The sequence below is a fragment of the Rhodothermales bacterium genome, from assembly GCA_017643395.1.
In the GTDB taxonomy this organism is placed as follows: domain Bacteria; phylum Bacteroidota; class Rhodothermia; order Rhodothermales; family UBA10348; genus JABDJZ01.
The window spans coordinates 337,958-359,751 of the sequence record JAEPNP010000002.1 but is presented as its reverse complement, the minus strand read 5'-3'; the positions used below and the strand labels follow the sequence as shown (position 1 = coordinate 359,751).

Below are 21,794 nucleotides of genomic sequence, written 5' to 3'. Positions count from 1 at the left end.
TAAAGAGTGATCCCGGCGCCGTCAGCCTACCGGAACCCTTCCTCGGCCGCGAGCGGCCCGTCTCGTAGCCTGTAGTTCGGCGTATTTCTCGACCTCTTCCTTGGTCAGCACCTCGGAGAGCATGGTGGTGGTTTCCTCATCGAGAGCCGCAAGCTGTTCGCGCATACCACCTCTCCGTCCCTGTCCCTGTCGTTGACCCTGACCCTGGCCTCGCCGCTCTCGCAATTCCTGCATCATCGTCGTGCGTTTTTCGGCCTGGCTGGTGAGAATGGCGCGCACGCTTTCGGCCTTGTCTCCGGTCAGCTCCAGGGCTGCAACCGTCTCCTCAATCTGGGCCTTCATGCGTTCGCGCATCGCGTCCGGATCCAGTCGGCCCTGGGCCGCCGCGGTGCCAGCCAGGAACAGGCCGAGGACAAGCAGTTGGGGAAGTGCTCGTGCAGACATGGTGTTTCCGTTGTGAGTTTCCGGATCTACAGGGTGTATGCGGGCTGGTTCTGTCAAACCCGACAACATTATGTGTCAATTCTGTAGCGAACGGCGGCGCGACGCTCGACCGGCCATCCCGGCAGCACCTCCGGTGGATAGGTAAAACTGAACTCGAACCGCATGCCCGCCTTCTCCATGACCCGGCGCGAAGCCCGGTTTGCCGCCAGGGTCCTCGCGACGACTGATTCTCGGCCCCACTCATGCAGGGCATGATCGATCATGCCGCAGGCCACCTCGGTAGCAATTCCCGATCCCCATACTTCCCGGATCAGCCGATAGCCCAACTCGTCAAGCTCTCTGTCCGCCCAGTCCGGCTTCAGGTGCACCCAGCCCACGAAGCGATCTGAGTACGCAAGGTGTATCGCCCAGAATCCGCCGGGCCGTGCGGCGCGGTAGTGAGCCGTCCAGTCTGCCAGCTTCTCGGCCATTCGATTGCGAGACGTGGGCTTGCCGCCGTTGATGTACCGCATGACCTCCGGGTCCGAGTCGAGATTCACCAGATGGTCCAGGTAGGAGGCATCCATCTCGCGGACAACCGTGCGTGCAGTGGTAAACAGGATCATCGCACCAATACAAGGGGCGCAGACGTCGCGACATCTCCCGTGCGTGCAACCACCTGGTACACGCCTGCCGTCAGGCCATCCAGTTGGAGTCGAACATCGTGAGTGCCGGCGCCCAGGATGCTGCGATGCACGGTGGCCGCTTGACGACCGAGAAGATCGAACAGCGTAATCTCGATGTCGGCAGGTCTGTCGACGTCGATACGGACCGAGGCTGCCGACCGGGCGGGATTCGGGAAGGGCCCGGCCATCTTAACTCGTGAGGCCAACTCGGCAGGCGCGCGCTCTACGCCCACCAGCGACGGATTCCCCCCAGCCTCAAGCACCAGACGGCGCATAAAGTCCGGCCGCTGCCACTCCTCCAGGTGCTCCGGCGATACCGTGGAAAGTACCGCACCGTCGATGCGGGCGACGAGCACCCCGTCGCCGTCGGAGACCAGCGCCTCGCCGCCGATCCAACGGGGCACGGCCGGCGCGTGTGGCAGGGTGGCCCTGAAACCGTTCCACACCGGACTTGCGGGGGCGCCGTTCACCATCGTCACCTGGCGAGTCTCGCCGTGTGTCATTCCCCGCTGGACAAGGTCGTCGGTGGTCGTCGCCGTGCCGATAAGGACGAGGGGATGACCCTGGACAAGGAGCGCGCCGAGCAGCGCCGTGTCCTCCGGCCGGTTGAGCGTCCGGTTTGCCCAGCTCCATATGACGACTTCATAGGCGGAGGCTGTTGAATCAGGAATCTGGCTCCGTACATCGAACTCCCAGAAGTCGTGAGCCACCCCGGCCTGAGCCAGCGCACTCCGGTGCGCGTCTGTCCGGGTTTCCCGCTCGGACCACGTCAGCAGGATCACCGGTGCTTCTTTCAGGAAGGGGCGGGAAGAGACATGCCAGGCACCGAAGCGAGTCCATGCGTTCCCCAGGGCGTCCACGGCCCGGTAGTCGACTCGATACTCGGAAGGTCTCGTGGGCGAGAACAGGCCACTGAACAGCCGATCAGAAGGGACCGCATCACCCGTGCCGACCCAGTCACCTTCGTCTTTCAGCGGCAGAGCGCGCACAAAGCCTCCGCCGTCCCGCTCCGAAATGAGAGCAGTGACGGTGGTCGGTCCGCTCGGGTCGAGAACGTCCGCCCTAAGGATGATTTCCGAGCCGGGAGCAGCGTACGCTCGGCCTTCGACGGGAATACTGGCATAGATCAGGGGGGCCAACGTGTCGCTGCCGGCAATCTGCCAGGACATTGTATCCGCCGCAACGAGGCGATAAGACCGGTCCGAAATGGAATAGGGGATGCGAACGGGCCCCGAGGAAGCATCAGGGGACAGCCACACAATGGGTACGCGTTGCCTGTATAACCCCGGCTCGCTCGAGGACAGCGCATACCAGGCACCCGTTGCTGCCAATCGGTTGGCCTGATCTCCGAGCCACGGCGCGAGTCCAGGGACATTCTCGAGCTTCAGTGACACCCGACCTCCCTGCAGGTCGATCCCGGCCATCGCGCGCACGGACACTTCGGCACCGTAAACACCTCCCGGAACCGGAGTCGACACGGGCAGCCGCGACCCGCTCTCCGTGCTTGTCAGCAGATCGGGTGAGAAGAAGAACTCGGTGCTCTCGACGTGGGCCCCGGCCGGGGCTGAGAACTGCGCAAAACTCTCCGTCCCCACGTCCAGCCAGAGGGTGTCGGGCTGGAATCGAAGACCCGGCTGTGGAACTACCGCGGTGCGACCGGCAGGCAGGTCGGGAAAAACAAAGGAGCCGTCCGCGGCAGAAGCAGTCTGTGCGGCGCCTGCGGAAATGGTGACCCCGCCGACGCCGATCGACCCCACGACCACCCGGCCGGATACCCAGCCGCGACTTGCGCTCCCGTCTGGCGCCGCACCGGTGACGAGGGAGAACTCCTGCGCGTCGGATCCTCGCGAAGTGACGGTGAGCACGTAGCTGCCGGGTGCTACCCCAGCGGAGATGCGCTCCACGGTGTCCACTCGGTTGGGAGCGCGGATCGCAGGAGCATTTGGCTGGGCAGGGCTGAGCGTCCATGGATACACGTCGCCCCCGGAACCCGAGGCGACCAGGTCGAGGTCGTTCACCAGCCTTGATGTCGTGCTGTTCAGTCGTGGCGTCTCCGGTTCGGCCGCGGGGTCCGTCCAGGCAAGCGTGGCTTCAAGCAGCCCGTCCTGCCCGACCTGTATGGGGACACGCACCGTTTCACCCGGAGACACGACGCCGGTGATGATGCGCTCAGGTTTGCTGCCTGCCGCCTGAATGTGCGCAACGGCCCGTGCAACGTTGATGAGCCCCCACCCGAATCGATAGTCTGGTCCGGGTGAGGTGCCCGCCTCGTCGGCAGCATGAATCAGGATTGCTCGCACCATCGAGGAGAGTGGAACGGCTCCCAGCACCTGCTCAAACGCTTCCTGAACCAGGACCACCGCGCCTGCAGCAACAGGTGTCGACATGGACGTGCCGGAGGAGTGGGCATACGCCATCTCGTCTCCCGCAACTGATGAGAGTACGGAGGTCCCGTTGGCAACGAGATCGGGTTTGATGCGGCCGTCATCGGTAGGACCGAACCCCGAAAAGGTGCTCATGGCCACGTCTTCCGGGCCCGCATAGCCCCCCGGGAGATCCTCTACCGCGCCGATGGTCAGCACGTTCTTGCCAATGCCGGCGTCCAGAATCGAGTCGAAGCCAGTTTGCCCTCCATCAGGCTCGCGAGAAACGTTGCTGATGATCCAGCCATCCGAGAACACGTCGTGGGGCGCCCCGGCCGGAGGTCCCCTGTCAGCCCGCTCGTTACCCGCAGACTTTACGATGACATAGTGCGGGGAAGCATGAGCGATGGCGTCCCAGGCGGCCGCCTCGTCTCCGTAGTAGCCGTACCGGTAGTCTTCCATCTGCGATATCGATGGATCGCCCATCCAGGCCCATCGGCCGGTGCCACGGAGGTCGTTGACCCATCCTCCGAACGTGCCGTAGGAGTGGTTGGAAACCAGCGTTCCGTTCGCTCCCGCCGTGGCCATTTCCGAACTGTCATTCTGCCAGTCCCAGGCATCCACCAGGGCCTCCGGGACGATGCCCTCCGCCTCCGGGCGAACTCCCGCAGCAACCAGGGTGCCCGTCACGTGGGTGGCGTGGGAGGCCGACTCGGAGCCATCTCGTACGGTGATGCGACCGGCGAGCTCTACATGGGAGGTCAGGGCAGTCTCGGCGTCCCAGATGGCCACCACCCGATTGCGGCCGCGCAGATCCGTGCCGACCCATCCGCCGGCTCGCACGTCGGCCACCCGGATCGAGATACCGGCCGCATAGTTGTGCGTGCCCCGCAGCACAGGATGTCCGTCGACGAGCCGAAGCAATTCGAAGCGTCCTCCAGGCAGCTGACCGGCACTCAGCTCGGGGAATCGGAGGAGAAACGCGGCGTTCGCGTCTGCGTCGTGCAACTCTGCCGCTCGAAGCTCCGTCGCCAGGGCCAGGGAGCGGGCTGCGTCCTCAACGGACCGGGCCTGGCCACGGACCTGAGGCGCGGAGAGCACGCATCCGCACAGAACCAGTGCCGCCAGTCGAGTCGCAGGAATGCCCATCGCCCAAGATACTTCCGCTTGCGACGACCGGGTCCGGCCTTCAGGCGCAAACCTCAGGCGCCCGAGGCTTCCGGTTCACCAAAATGTGCCGCGACCTTCTTTCGGAACTCCTCGCGGGGGATGCCCGAGCACGCGCCTTTGCAAAGGTTCTTTACGTGTCTCGGGAAATCGGCCTTCTCCTGAATCCAAACCAGGTAGTCTTCATCCAGCGCCGCCACATCGAACAGAGGCCGGCCCTCGTACTTGCCGAATCCGAATACGATGTATCCGGCCTCCCAGCGGAAGTGGTGAGACCCGCCGATCCAGGCGGCGCGGTGCGGTGCCGTCATCTCGGCAAGGTCGGTCCAGTCGGAATCCTTGAGACCGAAGGATTCTTTCATGCCCCGGAAGACATGCAGGACGGCCTCCGTATCCGCATCCGCGGAGTGAGCCGCTTCCAGTGATCCGCCCACGAAGCGCTCGTAGGCATTCTCGAGCCGACGCGGCTCCATGGAGTGCCAGATCCGCAGGGGGTCGACGACCATTTTCCCGGACAGGTCGAGCTTGCGATTAAGGCGCTCAAACTCACACTCCAGAAATCGGATGTCGAAGCTGACGTTGTACCCCATCAGAATATCGGCTTCTTCGAGCATGGACTCGATCTGATCGGCGTGCTCGGCGAAGGAGGGTTCGCCGGCGAGGTCGAGGTCCGATATGCCGTGAACGGCCTGTGCGCCGGGAGAAACCGGAACCATCGGCCGAAATCGCTGCACGTAGCGATCCGCTGCGTCGAGGTCCTCGATACCGTCCGTCGAAAGGGTTCGCAGGATGGACAGTTCGATGATCTGGTCGGCCGCGGGGTTGCGCCCCGTGGTTTCGACATCGAACGCGGCGATGATTACGGAGTCGTTCATGCCCAAAAGTACCCCAGGCATGTGACAGCCAAGTGGCACAGGCATGTCACATATCGAGAACGGAGCCCCTCATCGACCGGTTCGGGCTCGGGCATGTGCTCAGCTGTACCCTTCCGACAATACGCGGCGCAGGTCTTCTACCCGAACGGGTTTGGCCAGATATGCGTCCATGCCGGCGTCCAGACACGCTGCCCGGTCCTGCGCGGTTGCGTTCGCGGTCATGGCCACGATTCGCGGACCCCGTCTGGCCGCTCTGTCTTTTCGAATCCGTCGGGTTGCTTCGAGTCCGTCCACGACCGGCATCTGCACATCCATCAGAATGATGTCGTAGTCCTGTTCTCTGGCGGCTTCCACCGCCTTGGCGCCGTCCGCCACGACATCGGCGGACATGCCGAGTCGCTCCAGCATGCGGATGGCCACCTTCTGATTGACCGGGTTGTCCTCTGCGAGCAGGATTCGATATCGGCTTGCAGGCCCGAGTTTGCCCCGGGATGTCGCTACCTGCACGGACTCACCCCGCACTGCTTCCAGCAACGCCTTGCGTCGAACCGGCCGGTGGTGCCAGACACTCCAGGCACTGCGGTTTGATTCTCCAAGCCTGCCGAGGCGAATCAGGCGAACACCGGACATTCCGGACCGGAAAGCGCTAACGGCGGCAGCATCCATCTCATCGCCGGGCGTTCCGACGATCACGACTGCTGCATCGGGGCGGACCTGTTCTGGTTCGTGAGCTACGCGCACCACGGCACCGGCTGTAGTCAGCATGTCCCGCACCATGCGTCTTACGGCGGGATCGCGTTCGAGCAGGATCACGCGGTCTCCGTCAAGTCGAGGCAATGCCGAATCCGAGTTTTCCGCCGTTGAAACCAGCACATCGAACGAGAACTCGGAGCCGACCCCTATTTCACTGCGCACGGTCAAGTCTCCGCCGAGTCGACGGGTCAGTTCCCGGCAGATCGGCAGACCGAGCCCGGTCCCGCCGTACTTGCGGGTTGTGGACGCGTCCACCTGTGCAAACGCATCAAAAACGGCCTCGAGGCGCTCCTCCGGGATGCCGATACCGGTGTCGGTCACCGTGAAGCGCAGGCGATATCCATCCAACTCCTGTTCACCGGAAGCTGTGACCGTCACCCGGCCATTTTCGGTGAACTTCACCGCGTTCGACAACAGATTGACCAGGATCTGCCGGATGCGACCGACGTCACCGGCCAGCAAGGGAACTCGCTGGTCGACAAAGTGCACCACCTCCAGGCCCCGGGTTGCTGCGGGCTGCGCCACGCTCTGTACGGCCTGCTCCACCGCATCCCTCAGGCTGAAGTCCTCGACGTCAAGTTCGACCCGACCCGCCTCGATCTTGCTGAAGTCCAGGATGTCGTTGATGATGCCAAGCAGAGACCTCCCCGAGGTACGCACAATCTGCACATACTCCTCCTGTTCGGGGGTCAGGGATGTCTCCGCGAGCAGACTTGTCATGCCAATGACTCCGTTCATTGGCGTGCGGATTTCGTGACTCATGTTGGCCAGGAACGCACTTTTCGCGCGACCGGCAGCCTCGGCGGCCTCCTTGGCTTCTTCCAACTCGGCCACCGTGCGTTCCAGGTCCAGCTTGGCGGCGGTCAACTCGACCGCACGATCCACCAGAGCACGCTCCGCCTGGCGGCGCTTGCGCGTCGCCTGCACCACGTGGCTTCCAAACAAAAGAATAGCAGCAATGAGGGCCAGGTTCAGACCGACCGCCCATTTGGACCAGTACCAATGTGGCCGCACGACCACAACGTAGATCAGCGACCGACTCCAGCCGAGGCCACGTTGCCGCGACTGAATCTCCAGGCGATGGGTTCCGGTGTCAAGATCACCGACATGCAACCCGGCCTCGCTGGGTTGCCGCCAGTCCGCACCTGGGCCGACCCGGTACCGATACTCAAGGCCCTCACTCGGGAAGGACGGTGTGGCCAGACGCAGGTGTATCCTTTCGCCCGCTGAGAGTCGGATCGGTCCTTCCACCGGCAAGTCGAAGCCTTCCGCTCCGCGTGCCGTGGGCCGAGGCGTCTGTCGCATGGTCGATGTGGGATGCTGCCACACCGCATAGCCTGCCGTGGAACCGAGCCACACCCGCCCCAGCGCGTCGAGATGAATCGCTGCGGCAGCTGCCGTCATCGACGGAATACCATCACTTCGATCATAGGCTGAAATATTGCCGTCGGCGTAGCGGAAGAACCCGCGAGCCGATCCGAACCACACTGTGCTGTACTGATCGACGGCCACGCTGGATAGGCCCATTCCCGCAAGGTGCTCGGTTCCGGGGGCTCTGATCAGCCGACCGGACTCGTGATACTGCAGGCCCTGATCTGTGCCGAGCCAGAACCGACCGTTGGCATCCCGCGCGAAATCGACCACGTGGAGGATGGTCCGATTGAGCGGGTCTGAGAGATTCTCAAAAGACTGCGTTTCGTCGTCATAGCGGAAGAGGTATGCGCTTTGACCCGAAGACGACATGTAGATCTCGCCGTCAATCAGCTTGACTGTGTAGAACTGGCCCGGCGTGCGAACGCCTCCGTCAAGGAGGTCGATCTGCCCATCGTCCAGGACTCGATAGACGCCCCGGACACCCATCTGCACCACCCAGAGCGCGCCGGCATCATCTACTGCAAGGCTAACGACGGCCTGAGGCGACGGCAGTTGCAGGTGCAATGGCGGAAGTCCGCCTCCGCGGCGTTCCAGTGTCCCGGAGGAACTTCCAAACCAGAGCACGTCGTCCCGATAGGTCGCGGCCGTCGTGAGTGTTGCGCCTGTTGCGACCACTCGTGTGCGTTCCTCCCGTACCAGGTGCAGCACCAGCGTGTCTTCCTGAATACTGAGCAGGTCTCCGCGGTCAGTCAAAACCAAAGGATGCAATCCGCGCCGGGGCCCCTTGTATACGGGCTTGAAATAGGGTAGGTAGAGAATGCTCAATCCGTCGTCTCCGGCTACGAACAGATGCTCCTGACCGTCTGCAACAAGGCCGTTGACAGTCTCACCCAGGTGGGCCTCCAGGCGACGGATCGCAAACGAGCCGTCCATGACGTACAGGCCCGTGAGCGAGGTGCCTATCAGGAAAGCGCCGTCGGTCGTAGGCTCCAGCTCGTGCACATCCAGTGGCGAGCCTTCAATGTGTCGGGGGAGCGCTCCTGGTTCGAGGCTCAGCTCGAACAATCCACTGTCGGCTCCGACGAGCAGGTTGCCGTTCCCGAGCCGCTCGATATCATTGACCCGGTCCCATGGACGCGCTGTGGCAAGCTCCTCCCATGCATCGGCAGCCTCGTTGTAGGCGAAGAAATGCCCGGTTTCCGCCGATGCAACGAGCGGTCCTTCCTGAAGTTGGAGTAGGCGGTAGGTGCGCGTGAAGCTGTCCGGCCAGCTGTAGGAGGGGAGGTCGTACCGGATGGGCCGGCCGGGCTCGGAGATGCGGAAGATTCCTCGCGCGTCAGACCCCCAAATACGGTTCTGTGCGTCTTCGTACAGATGTTTAGGGTAGAAGAGCGTAGAGTCGGTCGGCGTATCCGATCCTGGGGCCACCAGTTCGAAGGTGAAGTCGTCGCGCCCCTCGCTCACCCTGAGGACCCCGCCGTCGGTAACCGCGAACGTGAACCCTGAGCGGCACACGTAGATGCTTTTCACGTAGTTCGACGGCAGTCCGTCCGCTACGGTATACGTGTCGAACCGCTTGCCGTCATAGTGGACCAGACCCTGGTCCGTGGCAATCCACAGAAAGCCGTCCTGGTCGTGGACCACGTCCTTGACCATATTCGTCGGCAGCCCGTCGTCTGTGGTGTAGACAATGCTGCGCAGCACGAGCGAGCCGTCCGGGTCGGCAAGGGCACTCCAACTCCAGGTGGGGTCGTCAACGCCGTTGGTGCTCGCTGCACGGACAAGGGCGGGGCCGTGAAGCACGACCACGGCCGTCAGCAAGAGAACTCTGAGTCGGAGGAGCTTCAAGTGGCTGGTTTGGAAGCCGCGCGTGATCCTGCACGCTTGGCTCGTTGTGCCGTGGTCCGGTCGCGTCGGGCCGCTCCAACCGTGGGGTCGGGGCCGGGCCAGGCGTTTCCGGGATTCGCTTCCATCCACTGCAGTCGGCCGGCCAGGGCACGCATGGCCTCCAGCAGGTCGTGCAAGGGGATTTCCCGATTGAACTCGGGTCCCGATGGCGTCTGACGCGCGATCCAGACGCTCGGGGCGGCGCCATCCGAAGGCGAGTGGTTGGGAGACGGCATGATTCTTCAAGGGGGGTCCGGATGGGTATCGGCCTCCGGCGGGCCTGCATAAGGCGCGCGAGTTATCATGCCGTCATTCCAGCAACTCCTCCGTGTACCACATGACTGTCAACCCCGAAGCCCATCGCGTTCGACCTGAGCAGGGCTTTGATCTGTCGCTCCTGTCGACATCAGATACGCAGGGCCTTGAAATGAGCAAGGCGGAGGCCAGAGAGCACCTCAAGGGCCTCAACCGAGAGGCGGCCGAGCTTCAGGAGCGGCTCTATGCCGAGTCCGAGCAGTCCCTGCTTCTGGTCCTTCAGGCGATGGACACGGGGGGTAAGGACAGCACGCTGCGTTCGGTGCTGACCGGCATCAATCCCCAGGGGGTTTGGGTGCGCAACTTCAAGAAGCCGTCTGCCAACGAACTCGCACGGGACTACCTGTGGCGCATTCACCGGGACACGCCACCGCGCGGTCGCATCGGCGTCTACAACCGGTCGCACTACGAGGACGTGCTGATCGTGAAAGTGCACGGATGGGTGCCCCCGGAGGTCATCGCCCGTCGCTACCGGGAGATTCGGGAGTATGAGCGCATGCTTTCGGACAACGGAACCCGCATCATCAAAGTGATGCTCAACATCTCCAAGGAGTACCAGCTGGAACGCCTGCGCAGGCGTCTGAGGCGTCCCGACAAGCACTGGAAGTTCAACCCGTCCGATCTCAAGGAGCGGGCGCATTGGGACGCCTACATGGAGGCCTATCAGCGTGCGCTGCAGGAGTGCTCCACCGAGCAGTGCCCCTGGTACGTTGTGCCGGCTGAGACCAGGTGGTACCGGAACCTGGTGGTGGCTCAACTTCTGGTAAATGCACTCAAGGCGATGAACCCGACGTTCCCACCCCCGGAATTCGACCCAAACGACTATCCGCCGGAGTCTTTGGTGTAGTTTGTACGTGTTGTCGCACAACGACTTGCAAAAAAGAACAAAAAAAGTTCGCGACGCCTCGCGAATCCGGAATTTTTCTACGTAAGACGATTGTAACGGGTACTTTCGCGTTCCTTACATAAGTTTTAGTACCCGTCCGCCACCCACACACCCACAGCGGACCGCCCCGCCGGAGTTTCCCGCCAGGAACCCCGGCAGCCCAGAGGGCGCTCTGTTCCTACACATGTTTGCCAGAACCGCCCCTTCGGCGGCGCCCGCCAGCGCCGTCGGCTTCCGGCGCACCGTGCTATTCATGGCACTGCTGCCGTGCCTGGCCCAGGTCAGCCAGGCCCAGGATTTCTATGTCGCCCCGGGAGGCAATGATGCAGCCGCGTGCACAACGCCTGGAACCGCCTGCCAAACCATATCGGCGGCAATCGGCAAAGCGTCTTCGGGCGATGAGATCTCCGTCGCTGCGGGCACCTATGCCGAATCCGTGGTTATTGACAAGGCGCTGACTCTGAACGGCGCTCAGTCCGGCACCGCGACGTCATCCCGGACCGCGGGATCCGGCACGGAATCGATCCTTGACGTGCGTGGATTGCCCTTTGGCTTCGATGTGCAGGCCGACAACGTGATCATTGATGGATTCGACATCCTCGGTGACGCAAGCACGTGGGCGGGCGTGCGCATGTTCGGTACCCGGGAGTTCGTGGACATCCGGTACAACTTCATCCACGGCATGGCTAACGAGAACCCGAACTCGAGTTCGTTCTCGTACGCCTACGGCATCTGGGCACTTGGCGGCGGCTCTGTCGGCAGCCGGGGAAGCATCCAGCGGCTGACGATCAACGCCAACCACATCTATGACCTGGGTGGTGCCGCGCTGGGGTCAGGTCACGTTTCTGGTGGCGCAGGTCTTTTCCTGATGAGCCTGGAGGGCAACAACACGGGCACCGGCGCGCTGATTGCGGCGAATACGTTCTCGGACATGGCCGATGGCTCACACACGCTCTGGCCGCAGCCGGGTCTGGGCGCGGCCCTTCTGCAGGATGACGACAACGGCCGCATCGATTCCGGCGTTCAGATCACAGCCAATACCTACAGTGATCTGGTTCTTGGCGTCGTGATGCAGACCGATGCGAGCCGGGTCACCGAGAGCAACAGTTCGTTCTCGAATGTCGATGTCCTGGTCAAGCAGCTCGACGGTTTGGGCGAAGTCAACGAGGCTCCGCTTCAACCCTTCAATACCCGCGACGATGATCACCTCGTGGTATTTCCGGCGAGCGGTGTCACTTCAAAGGCCTACTTCCCGACCGGGCAAGACCGCTACGTGTCTTCCACAGGGTCAGACAACTTCAACATCTGCACCGACGCGTCCAATCCTTGCCGCACCATTCAGTGGGCCCACGATCGCGCGTTTGCAGGTGAAACGGTCCACGTGGGTGCGGGCACCTTTGCCGAGTCCGTGACCGCTACGAAGGCGCTCTCATTCCAGGGCGCCGGGGCAGGAACTGCGGTGACGAGTCGTACTTCCGGGAGTGCTTCCGAGACCATTCTGGATGCCTCTGGTCAAGCCGTTGGGTTCGACGTTCAGGCGTCCGACGTTTCCATCGATGGATTTGACGTGACCGGCAATCACCTGACGTGGGCCGGTGTGAAGCTGTTCGGGGCCTTTGACGGAGTGACGGTGCAGAACAGCTTCTTCCGCGACTATTCCGGCGCCAATCCCAACAGTTCGTCCTTCACCTATGCATACGGCATCTGGGGCCTTGGCGGAGGCTCAGTCGGCAACCGTGGCGCTATCACCGACCTGACGATCCAGGGAAATGAAGTCAACAACCTGGGTGGAAGCGCGGTGACGAACGGGCTGTCGGGCGGCGCCGGAGTGTTTCTGATGAGCATCTCGGGCGCTTCAGCGGGTGCGGGTGCAACCATCTCCGGCAACCGGTTTGTGGGCCTGAAGGACGGCACGCACGGTGTATTTGCCACGCAGCCTGGCGTGGGCGTGGCCATCCTTCAGGATGACGATGGCGGGGCCGACGATGGCGGGGCCTCCGTTACCGGCAACACGTACTCCGGCACAGAGCTCGGTGTGGTGCTGGAGGCAATCAACTCCTCGGTGTCAGAGCAAAACTCGAGCTTCACGGGGGCATCGGTATTCGTTCTCAACGCCTCGAGCCTCGCCTCGGTGAATGCCACGGCACTCGAGCCGTACGCCTTGTCCACCAGCCCATCGCTCAACGGATTCAGTGCGCCGGCAGGCTCTGTGGCCTATTTCTCCAACGCCCAGGATGCGTTCGACAGTTCTGCGGGAGCGGCGACCGTGCAGGTCCAGGGCAACGTCAGTGGCACCGGAACGGCGACGGCCACGTCCATGGAGCTTGACGCCGGGCAACTGGTCATCATCCAGAACGGCGTGGAGATTTTCCGGGGCAGTCCGTCTGCCGTGAACGCCATTGTCATCACCGGCACGGCCGGCAATGACACGCTGGACATCAATCTCAACCTCCTGGGCTCGCTTCCCGCCGGAGGAATTGCATTCAACGCCGGGGCGGGGTTCGACACCATCACCCTGTCCGGTGGCTCCGGGCTCAACACGGTCACGCACACGTTCTTCAACGCCAATGACGGCACCGTCGACGTGGATGGAACGCTGGTGGCGACCTACACGGGGTTGGACCCGATTATTGACAACCTCTCGGCCGTCAACCGCGTGTTCACCTTCACTGGTGGGTCCGAATCCGTGACCCTTTCGGACGATGGGGTGGCCGGCAATGGCTACTCTTTCATCGATTCCGACATGGCGGAGTCCGTCACCTTTCTCAATCCGACTACCTCCCTGACGGTCAATCTCGGATCGGGTGACGATACCATCACCATGACCGCGCTGGACAGCGGATTCGCGGTGGATCCGGTGATCAACGGCGACGATGGGGAGGACCGATTCAATATCACACCAAGCGCGAATTACGCCATCACCGTGAACGGGGGAATCCCGACCGGCGCGCCTGGCGACGTGCTTGATATCGCGCTTGTCGGCACCACCGGGGCGTCGCTGACCAACGTTGGCGGCTCGGGGTCCTGGACATTTACGAACCGGAACACGGTTTCCTTCAGCGGTATCGAGACGCAGATTGACGACCCGTCCACTGCCGATCTGGCCTTGTCCAAGACGCCGGAAACGGTCGTTGCCTACCCCGAAGATGTGCTGGTCTTTACCATCACGGTGAGCAACAACGGGCCGAGTGATGCTACCGGTATAGAGATCACCGATGACCTCCCGTCCCGCTTGACGTGTGCTTGCAGCCCCACCGTGAGTGAGGGTGCCACGGCCTACTCGGGTGGCGCCGGTGGCACCATCACCTGGAACGGGATTGACCTGGCGGCCGGTGAGTCCGCAACCATGACGTACCGGGCCAGCGTCTCCGGCTCGACTCCGGGCACCGAGACGAATTCGGCTCTGATCGCCGTCGCGACGCCGACCGATCCGGTAGCGAGCAACAACTCGGCAAGCTCGACCATCGAGTACCGCCGTCCCGTGCGCTTCCCGGAAAATGTGCTTGTACAGGCCGTGGACTTCCGCGTGAACTCCGGCGGCATGGTGGAGACCTTCGCTGGTACGTTCAATCAGGGGCTGTACCGCAGTCTGCCGGGCTTCATCGGCAGTCGCTGGGCCCCGGTTCGCGGGGGCTTGCCTTCGCCGCTGGTGGTCAATGAAGTCCTGGTAGCTTCGACAGGCACCATGTATCTGGCGGCTCACGGTTGGGCCGGCATGTACAGCTCGACGGACGGCGGACGCAGTTGGGATGCCGTGGACTTCGGCGGCCCCACGCTGACCATCGTGCATGCCGTGGCCGAGTCCGAGCTAGACGGCATCCTGTACATCTCCGCGGACGATGGGCAGATCTGGCGGCTCTCCGGCGGCTTCTGGGATTTCGCAGGTCGTCTGCCTGAGGGCGCAGCCCACACGCCGTGGACCATGGTGGCAGACCCGGCCGTCTCAGGCCGTGTCTACGCAGGCACCTTCGGTGACGGCGTGTTTCGCAGTGACGACTACGGAGAGACCTGGGTCCGGATATCCGAAGGCGCCATGCCTAACAACGGATCCATCCACGTCTTTGACCTGGCGTTCGACCCGGAACTCACGCCGACGACCCTCTGGGCGGGCACGTCGCGAGGCATTTTCTATTCGCAGGACAGCGGAGTGACCTGGGTCGATGCGTCATCCGGGCTCGGCAAGTTCACTGAAGTCCGTTCCATCGCGTTTGGCCCTGTCGATCCGTTGCCTACCGCCACCGGTCGCATGTATGTGGCGACCTGGGGAGGCGGCGTCTTTGAGCTTCCGAGCGATCGCGCGACGTTGCCTTCCTGGACCAACGTGACACTGCGCCTGCAGCAGGTCGGCGTGGTCGGCGTGACGCCTGACGGCAAGAAGCTGTGGGCCGGGCCCGCTACGGGTGGTGCGGTGGGACTCTCCCTCAGCAGCGTGAGCACGGACGCAGAGCCACCGGCAGAACTGCCGACCGGACTTTCCCTGCATCAGAACTATCCCAACCCCTTCAACCCGTCGACCAACCTGTCGTTTGCATTGCCGCAGTCGGCAGAGGTTCGCCTCTCGGTGCATGACGTCATGGGTCGCGAGGTCGCGGTTCTGGTCGATGGACTCCTTCCGGCCGGGGAGCACAGTGTCGTATTCGACGCTTCCCGACTACCCAGCGGCCCGTACGTCTATCGATTGCGCACGCCGGGGGCCTCGCTGGACAGGGTGATGATGCTGCTCAAGTAGCACGAGGCAGCACAAATCGGACGTAGCGGCCGGGCGGATCAGGATCCGCCCGGCCGTGCTGTTTTTGGGCGTTTTGACGCGAATCGGACAGCGATTGCTGGCCGATTGGTGGCAGGTCGTGACCGATTCGAGGCGCGGGGTGTCGCAAATTTTTTGTTCTGGTCCGTATCCCACAAATGACCGTTCCCGGATTCGTTCGGGATTGGTCAACGATGATTGCCCTCTGGGTCGCGCCGTTTCGGCTGTCGATGTACACAGCTCTTTTCTGCCGCGAACGCCAATTACGAATCGGCGAAGTCACCCACGTTTACTTCGTCCTCGGGAGGATCACCCCAACATGATCGGTTTTTACAATGTCATGGGCCGCGTAGCGCGACCGGTTGCTCTGCTGGCACTGCTCAGCGTTGCACTCGCCCCCGCTTCCACTGCGCAGATTGCGTTTCCTGACTTTGCTCACGCCAAATCGGTGGTGTTCACTACCGATGGTGGCAATGAAGTCCAGGTCGTCGGGACGCATAGCTTCGGTATCTACCGGACCATTCCGGGGGCAGTCGGTACGAACAAGTGGAACGAGGCCTCCGGGCTGACCAAGCCTATCACCATCAATGACATGGTTGTGCTGGCCAACGGCAATGTGCTGGCGGGCGCGTCCGGTTCAGGTGGGCAGCAGACCGATGTCAATGCCACCGGCCTGTTCACGAGCGCCGACGGCGGTTCATCCTGGTCCGCAGTGGCCAAGTCGGCGTTTGATTCGCTGGCGGTACACACGGTTCAGGCCATCGCCCAGTCTCCAGCCGACAGCGTGATTTTCCTGTCAGCCGACGACGGCAACATCTTCATCTCGCAGGATCATGGAGCTTCCTGGACCTTCAACGGGCGGCTGCCCGGCGGGTCCAGCCAGCTTCCCTGGGCGCTGCTTGCACACCCGACCACCGCTGGAACCGTCTATGCCGGCACGCCTGGCTACGGCGTCTTCGTGTCTACCGATCACGGTGCTGGCTGGAGTGTGTTCACAGACAATACGACCCTGCTGCCGGCCGATCCGGCACCGGGAACCGGGGGTGGCCACGTCTTTGACCTGGAGATGAACCCGGCGAATGCGAATCAGATGTATGCCGCGACGGCCGGCGGTGTGTGGCGGTTTGATGACGTCACCAGCGCCTCCGGCAGCTGGTCGCGCATGGCCGCGGCCGATTCGTCCTTCACCCTGGTCGACGGCACCACGTACAACGCCTATCCCGAGGTGCGGTCCATCGCGTTCAACAACGCCGGCACAACCCTCTACATGGCTACCTGGGGATTTGGTGTGCTGACCACGACTGACTTTACCGGATCTCCGTCGCCCACGCAGATCGCGCTTCGCGGCGAGCAGGTATCGACGGTGGCAGTGGCTCCCTCCGGGGCGGTCTTTGCCGGCACGGCCAACGGCGTGCACGAAGTGGTCGCCGCCTCCTCAACCGAGGTATCGCCGCAGAATGACGTGCCAGAAGGCTACACCCTTCGTCAGAACTACCCGAACCCGTTCAATCCGACCACCTCGATCACATTCGATCTCCCCACTCAGGCCGACGTGTCTCTGCGGGTGTTCGATGTACTGGGTCGCGAAGTCGCCGTCCTCGCCCAGGGCACTCGCGCGGCGGGTTCACACACCGTCACGTTTGAAGCTGCCGGCATGCCGAGCGGCCTCTATCTCTATCGTCTGGATGCAGGTGATCAGAGTCTGACCCGAACCATGTCGCTTGTGAAGTAGACCTCTCGGAGGAGGTAGTCCCTTCCGAACGGGCATCGCAGCGGACTTGCGAAACACCCACCGCCCGTTCCAGGACCGACAGGCCGGACAGCAATGTCCGGCCTGTTTCGTTTAGGTAGATTTGGCGGCACCCAATCGTTTTCCCATGTCCTGGCACCCTCAATACGCCGTGCACCCGGCCATCGCATACAGTCAATCGGTTATCGCATCGATGCCGGAACGGACCGGACGGAGCATGGAAGACTGGGTCCGATTGGCACTGTCTGAAGGGCCCGGGGATGAACGGGCCTGTCGCGACTGGCTGCGCGCAACATACAAGCTTGGTAATACCACCGCGTCCGGTATAGCCTCATTTGCCCATGGGGACGGTCGATCCCGTGTTGATCCGGACCACTACCTGCGCTCGGCACCCGCCATGGTTGACGCCCAGTACGCAGGCAAAAAGGCCCATCTGAGGCCCATTCACGACCGGGCCGTACAGACCGTGCTTGAGCTATTCCCCGATGTTCGCATCGCGCCGACGAAGACGACGGTTCCGTTCTACCGCGCGCATGTGTTTGCGCACGTCAAGGCAAGCACGCAGCAGCGTGTCGACCTCGGATTGAGTATTCGCGCCCGGCAGCCTCCGCCGAATGCCAGGATAGTCGACACGGGCGGGGCTGCGAAGAAGGACCGGATCACATGGCGAATCCCCCTCGGCGGCCCGGAAGAGGTGGATGACCTCGTGCGAGTCTGCCTGCAAATGGCCTGGGAGGAGGCTGCGGGGTAACTTGTGGGCTCATCCCAACCATGACTCGCATACATACCCATGGGTCTCATCAGTTTTCTGAAAAACGTCGGCGCCGACATCTTCCGCGGCGGTGATCGCGCTGAAGAAATCAAGGAGTTGCTCCAGAAGTCGCTGGGCAGCAAACTCATCAGCATCGAAGTCGCCGAAGACGACGGCGTCGTGACTCTTTCCGGCGAAGCCGACTCGCAGGCCTCGAAAGAGAAAGCTGCCCTGATCGCCGGTAACGTGAAAGGGATCGAGCGCGTGGACGACACCGCCCTGACGTTCCCCGCGCCGGTGCAGGTCAAGTACTACACGATTGAGAAGGGTGACTCCCTTTCCCGAATCGCCAAGGCGCACTATGGCGATGCCATGAAGTACAAGGTGCTCTTCGAGGAGAACCGCGAAGTCATCAAGGACCCGGATCTGATCTACCCGGGTCAGGTGATTCGCATCCCCAATCTGGACGACTAGCGCTCGATATCGTGCGGTGTGACTTGGCACCGCTCGAACCGACTCCTGTATCTTCCGGCCGGCCCCGGGCACCTACGCCCGGGGCCGCGTCCGTTTATCCCACCACATCCTGACCGACAGCATGGCGGAGGAGACCGCGAAGGCATACGAGAAGCTGGGGGCCTTTTACCTGGGTCGAGAGATAGACGGCCCCGACGGCGATCCCCAGGACGCGCCGGTTCTGTACGATTCAAAGGACCTGACCACGCACGGGGTCATCGTCGGCATGACCGGCTCCGGAAAGACCGGACTCGCTGTCGGCATCCTCGAAGAAGCGGCCATTGACGGCATTCCCGCTATTTCGATTGACGTCAAGGGAGACCTCACCAATCTGCTCCTGACCTTTCCGGAAATGCGGCCGGAAGACTTTCGGCCATGGATCGATGAGGGGGCTGCGGCCCGGAAGGGGCAGTCTGCGGACGAGTTTGCAAGAAGGACGGCGGACCTGTGGAGCAGCGGCATTGCAGGCTGGGGCCAGGGGCCTGACCGCGTTCGTCGCCTTAAAGACGCGGTTGACTTCCGCCTGTACACCCCCGGCGCCAGCAAGGGAGTGCCCATGTCGCTACTGGGATCACTGGGGCGGCCCGAGGGCGGGGATGCGGATCCGGATGCCCAGCGCACACAGATTCTGGGAACGGTGTCCAGCCTCCTGACTCTGCTGGGAATGGATGCAGACCCCATCCGCTCCACCGAGCACATCTTCCTGTCCAACATTCTGTCGTGGGCGTGGCAGGACGGACGGGAATTGACGCTTCCTGACCTGATTCGATCGGTTCAGCAACCGCCGTTCGAATCCATCGGCGTCATTGATCTGGAGTCGTTCTTTCCTTCTCGGGAGCGCATGGCTCTTGCCATGTCACTCAACAACCTTCTTGCGTCCCCCAGCTTCAGCGCCTGGCGTGAGGGCGCGCCCCTGTCCGTTCCGGACCTGCTCTATGGGCCTGAGGGCAAGCCGCGCCATTCTGTGCTGTACCTCGCGCACCTGTCGGATGCGGAGCGCATGTTCTTCGTCACCAGGCTGCTGAACGATGTGGTGGCATGGATGCGCACGCAGTCGGGCACCGGCAGTCTTCGGGCCATGGTGTACATGGACGAGGTGTTCGGCTACATGCCACCGACCGCAAACCCGCCATCGAAGCAGCCCCTGCTCACCCTGATGAAGCAGGCCCGGGCGTTTGGGGTCGGCGTTGTGCTTGCGACCCAGAATCCCGTCGATCTGGACTACAAGGCGCTCTCCAACGCCGGAACGTGGATGCTGGGAAGGCTCCAGACGGAGCGGGACAAGCTGCGCGTCCTGGATGGCCTGGAGGGTGCCGCAGGTGGTGCCGCGTTTGTTCGGCGGGAGGTCGACGCCATTCTATCCGGGCTCGGAAAGCGACGTTTCATGCTCCACAATGTGCATGAGGACGGTCCGGTGCTGTTCCATACGCGCTGGGTGCTGTCTTACCTCGCGGGACCGCTTACGCTGGACAGTGCGTGTCAGCTGGCCCGTGAGACGATGCCCGAATCCGAGGCAGCGGACCAGGGCCCGGCAGAGAGCGCATCGGCCATGCCTGCAGCTGCTGACGATGCCGCCGAGGCTCCCGCGCAGACGCGGCCGGTGCTGCCTGACGGCGTCGAGGAGCTGTTTCTCGAGGGGGATCTGGGAATCGACGCAGACCGCTTTACACCACGGTTGCTCCTGAAGGCACGGTTGCACTTTGTGCGGGCCAGTTGGAAGGTAGACGAGTGGATGGATGTGCAGCTCCTGGCAGACCCGGAGTCCTCGGCGCCCTGGGAGGAGGCCGTGGAGGGTACCTACCGGACCGGGGAAGCGCCCACGCACGATGCGCTCTATGATCCCGTGCCGGTCGCTGCCCTGCGGACCCGTTCGTGGAAATCGTGGCGGTCAGGGGCAAAGGACGCGCTCTATCGCACGCGGACCATTCCGCTGTTTCGCAGCAAGGCCCTCAAGGAGAGCTCTCGCCCGGGAGAGACGGAAGCCGAGTTTCGAATGCGGCTGCGCCACAAGGCCCGTGAACTGAGGGACGTGCAGATCGAGAAGCTGCGTCGCTCTTACGATGCCAAGATCGGGCGGGTCGAGAAGCGCATTGCTTCGGCAGAAGAGCGCGTGGCGCGAGAGGAGTCGCAGTATGAAGAGCAGCGAATGGCTTCCATCCTGGACGTTGGCACGACCGTGCTCGGCACGTTTCTTGGGCGCAAGCGCATGTCTCGCAGCACGATCAGCGGGGCTTCCCGTGCGGCCCGGCGATTCGGAAGAGCCTCCAAGGAGAAGCAGGACATTGCGTTCGCCAAGGAGAAGCTGCAGGTGCTGATGCAGGATCTTGCAGAGCTGGAGATGCAGCTGGAAACGGAACTCGACGAACTTCGTGATGCTTTCGAGGTCGATTTGCTGGACCTGGAAGTACTTGACCTGAACCCCCGCAAATCCGACATCCAGATCGGGCAACTGGCCTTGGCCTGGGTGCCCGTCTGATTCTCAAGCAACGACCCCCAACGACATGTCAGGTATTACAGACCTCTTGCTTTCACAGCTGGGCGGCGGCCAGATGGACGCCCTGGCTCAGTCCATTGGTGCTCCGCGCAGCACGACCGAACGAGCCATGGAGGCGGCGATACCCGCTCTGATCGGTGGACTGGCCCGAAACGCCACCGCTTCACCCTCCGGGGCTGCCTCCCTGGCGAGCGCACTGGAGCGCGACCACGACGGATCGGCGCTCGACAATGTGGGATCGCTGTTGGGAGGCCTTGCCGGAAGCGGCGCATTGGGCGGCTTGCTCGGTGGTGGCAAGAAGTCCGGTGGCCTCGGAAGTCTGCTCGGTGGGTCGAAGAAGGGTGGCCTGGGTGGCCTGCTGGGCGCGGCAGCAGGTGCGGCGTTGAGCTCCCGCACCACGAACGGTGCTGGCATTCTGAAGCACATTTTCGGTGGCCGCCTCGGCAAGGTGGAGCACATGGTCAGCAAGGCCTCGGGTCTGGATGCCGGCCAGGCGTCGAAGTTGCTCATGATGCTGGCTCCGATCGTAATGGGCGCCCTCGGCAGGCTCAAGAAAGAGCGCGAGCTGGACGCCGGAGGCTTGGCTGGACTACTCGGCGGCGAGCGAGAGACGCTTGCAAATCGCCAACCGGAGTTGGGGGGCTTCATGGCCATGCTCGATTCCGACGGTGACGGCGATGTCAAGGACGATGTGGCCGAACTCGGTGCCGGGCTGTTGAAGAATTTCATGGCCGGCCGTTAGGGCCCGACTGCGGCCTGATCAGTGCCGGCCGCACCGACTCCGCCGCCTCCAGGCTGCGAGCAGGTCGC

Annotated in this window: 13 protein-coding genes; 7 read left to right on the top strand and 6 right to left on the bottom strand. The window is 62.9% G+C overall.

What is annotated here, in order from left to right:
* Positions 1-21: 21 nt before the first annotated feature.
* From JJ896_09840 to JJ896_09815, 6 genes are all read right to left on the bottom strand, one after another.
* Positions 22-444, bottom strand: a complete 423-nt coding sequence (locus JJ896_09840; GenBank protein ID MBO6779941.1) for a hypothetical protein — start codon at positions 442-444, stop codon at positions 22-24.
* Between the two features lie 68 nt (positions 445-512).
* A complete protein-coding gene (locus JJ896_09835) occupies positions 513-1,049 on the bottom strand; it encodes a GNAT family N-acetyltransferase (GenBank protein MBO6779940.1) in 537 nt (178 codons plus the stop codon).
* Positions 1,046-4,621, bottom strand: a complete 3,576-nt coding sequence (locus tag JJ896_09830) for a S8 family peptidase (protein ID MBO6779939.1) — start codon at positions 4,619-4,621, stop codon at positions 1,046-1,048. Before JJ896_09830 ends, JJ896_09835 begins: the two co-directional genes overlap by 4 nt.
* 53 nt (positions 4,622-4,674) lie before the next feature.
* Complete coding sequence (locus JJ896_09825) at positions 4,675-5,514, bottom strand: hypothetical protein (protein ID MBO6779938.1); 840 nt, start codon at positions 5,512-5,514, stop codon at positions 4,675-4,677.
* 99 nt (positions 5,515-5,613) lie between these two features.
* The gene (locus JJ896_09820) at positions 5,614-9,489 is read right to left on the bottom strand and encodes a response regulator (protein MBO6779937.1); all 3,876 of its coding nucleotides are present in this window, start codon (positions 9,487-9,489) and stop codon (positions 5,614-5,616) included.
* Positions 9,486-9,764 (bottom strand): hypothetical protein, encoded by a 279-nt coding sequence (locus JJ896_09815; GenBank protein ID MBO6779936.1) that lies wholly within the window; start codon positions 9,762-9,764, stop codon positions 9,486-9,488. Before JJ896_09815 ends, JJ896_09820 begins: the two co-directional genes overlap by 4 nt.
* A 92-nt stretch (positions 9,765-9,856) precedes the next feature.
* Between JJ896_09815 and JJ896_09810 the strand changes: the two genes are divergently transcribed.
* The 7 genes from JJ896_09810 (at position 9,857) to JJ896_09780 (ending at position 21,726) form a co-directional block, all read left to right on the top strand.
* Positions 9,857-10,690 carry a hypothetical protein gene (locus JJ896_09810; GenBank protein MBO6779935.1) on the top strand — a complete coding sequence of 278 codons (834 nt, stop codon included), beginning with the start codon at positions 9,857-9,859 and terminating at the stop codon, positions 10,688-10,690.
* A 292-nt stretch (positions 10,691-10,982) separates the two neighbouring features.
* Positions 10,983-15,458, top strand: a complete 4,476-nt coding sequence (locus JJ896_09805; protein MBO6779934.1) for a DUF11 domain-containing protein — start codon at positions 10,983-10,985, stop codon at positions 15,456-15,458.
* Positions 15,459-15,795: 337 nt separating this feature from the next.
* The gene (locus tag JJ896_09800) at positions 15,796-17,208 is read left to right on the top strand and encodes a T9SS type A sorting domain-containing protein (GenBank protein ID MBO6779933.1); all 1,413 of its coding nucleotides are present in this window, start codon (positions 15,796-15,798) and stop codon (positions 17,206-17,208) included.
* A 145-nt stretch (positions 17,209-17,353) separates the two neighbouring features.
* A complete protein-coding gene (locus JJ896_09795; GenBank protein MBO6779932.1) occupies positions 17,354-17,977 on the top strand; it encodes a DUF4287 domain-containing protein in 624 nt (207 codons plus the stop codon).
* Positions 17,978-18,016: 39 nt separating this feature from the next.
* Complete coding sequence (gene lysM / locus JJ896_09790; protein ID MBO6779931.1) at positions 18,017-18,451, top strand: peptidoglycan-binding protein LysM; 435 nt, start codon at positions 18,017-18,019, stop codon at positions 18,449-18,451.
* 121 nt (positions 18,452-18,572) lie between these two features.
* Positions 18,573-20,966 (top strand): DUF853 family protein, encoded by a 2,394-nt coding sequence (locus JJ896_09785; protein ID MBO6779930.1) that lies wholly within the window; start codon positions 18,573-18,575, stop codon positions 20,964-20,966.
* Positions 20,967-20,991: 25 nt separating this feature from the next.
* Positions 20,992-21,726, top strand: a complete 735-nt coding sequence (locus tag JJ896_09780; protein ID MBO6779929.1) for a DUF937 domain-containing protein — start codon at positions 20,992-20,994, stop codon at positions 21,724-21,726.
* Positions 21,727-21,794: the final 68 nt, after the last annotated feature.

Bases quoted from the DNA above. Each gene is read 5' to 3' on its own strand.
- JJ896_09840 (MBO6779941.1), bottom strand. From the start codon at position 444: ATGTCTGCACGAGCACTTCCCCAACTGCTTGTCCTCGGCCTGTTCCTG.
- JJ896_09835 (MBO6779940.1), bottom strand. From the start codon at position 1,049: ATGATCCTGTTTACCACTGCACGCACGGTTGTCCGCGAGATGGATGCC.
- JJ896_09830 (MBO6779939.1), bottom strand. From the start codon at position 4,621: ATGGGCATTCCTGCGACTCGACTGGCGGCACTGGTTCTGTGCGGATGC.
- JJ896_09825 (MBO6779938.1), bottom strand. From the start codon at position 5,514: ATGAACGACTCCGTAATCATCGCCGCGTTCGATGTCGAAACCACGGGG.
- JJ896_09815 (MBO6779936.1), bottom strand. From the start codon at position 9,764: ATGCCGTCTCCCAACCACTCGCCTTCGGATGGCGCCGCCCCGAGCGTC.
- JJ896_09805 (MBO6779934.1), top strand. From the start codon at position 10,983: ATGGCACTGCTGCCGTGCCTGGCCCAGGTCAGCCAGGCCCAGGATTTC.
- JJ896_09800 (MBO6779933.1), top strand. From the start codon at position 15,796: ATGATCGGTTTTTACAATGTCATGGGCCGCGTAGCGCGACCGGTTGCT.
- JJ896_09795 (MBO6779932.1), top strand. From the start codon at position 17,354: ATGTCCTGGCACCCTCAATACGCCGTGCACCCGGCCATCGCATACAGT.
- lysM (MBO6779931.1), top strand. From the start codon at position 18,017: ATGGGTCTCATCAGTTTTCTGAAAAACGTCGGCGCCGACATCTTCCGC.
- JJ896_09785 (MBO6779930.1), top strand. From the start codon at position 18,573: ATGGCGGAGGAGACCGCGAAGGCATACGAGAAGCTGGGGGCCTTTTAC.
- JJ896_09780 (MBO6779929.1), top strand. From the start codon at position 20,992: ATGTCAGGTATTACAGACCTCTTGCTTTCACAGCTGGGCGGCGGCCAG.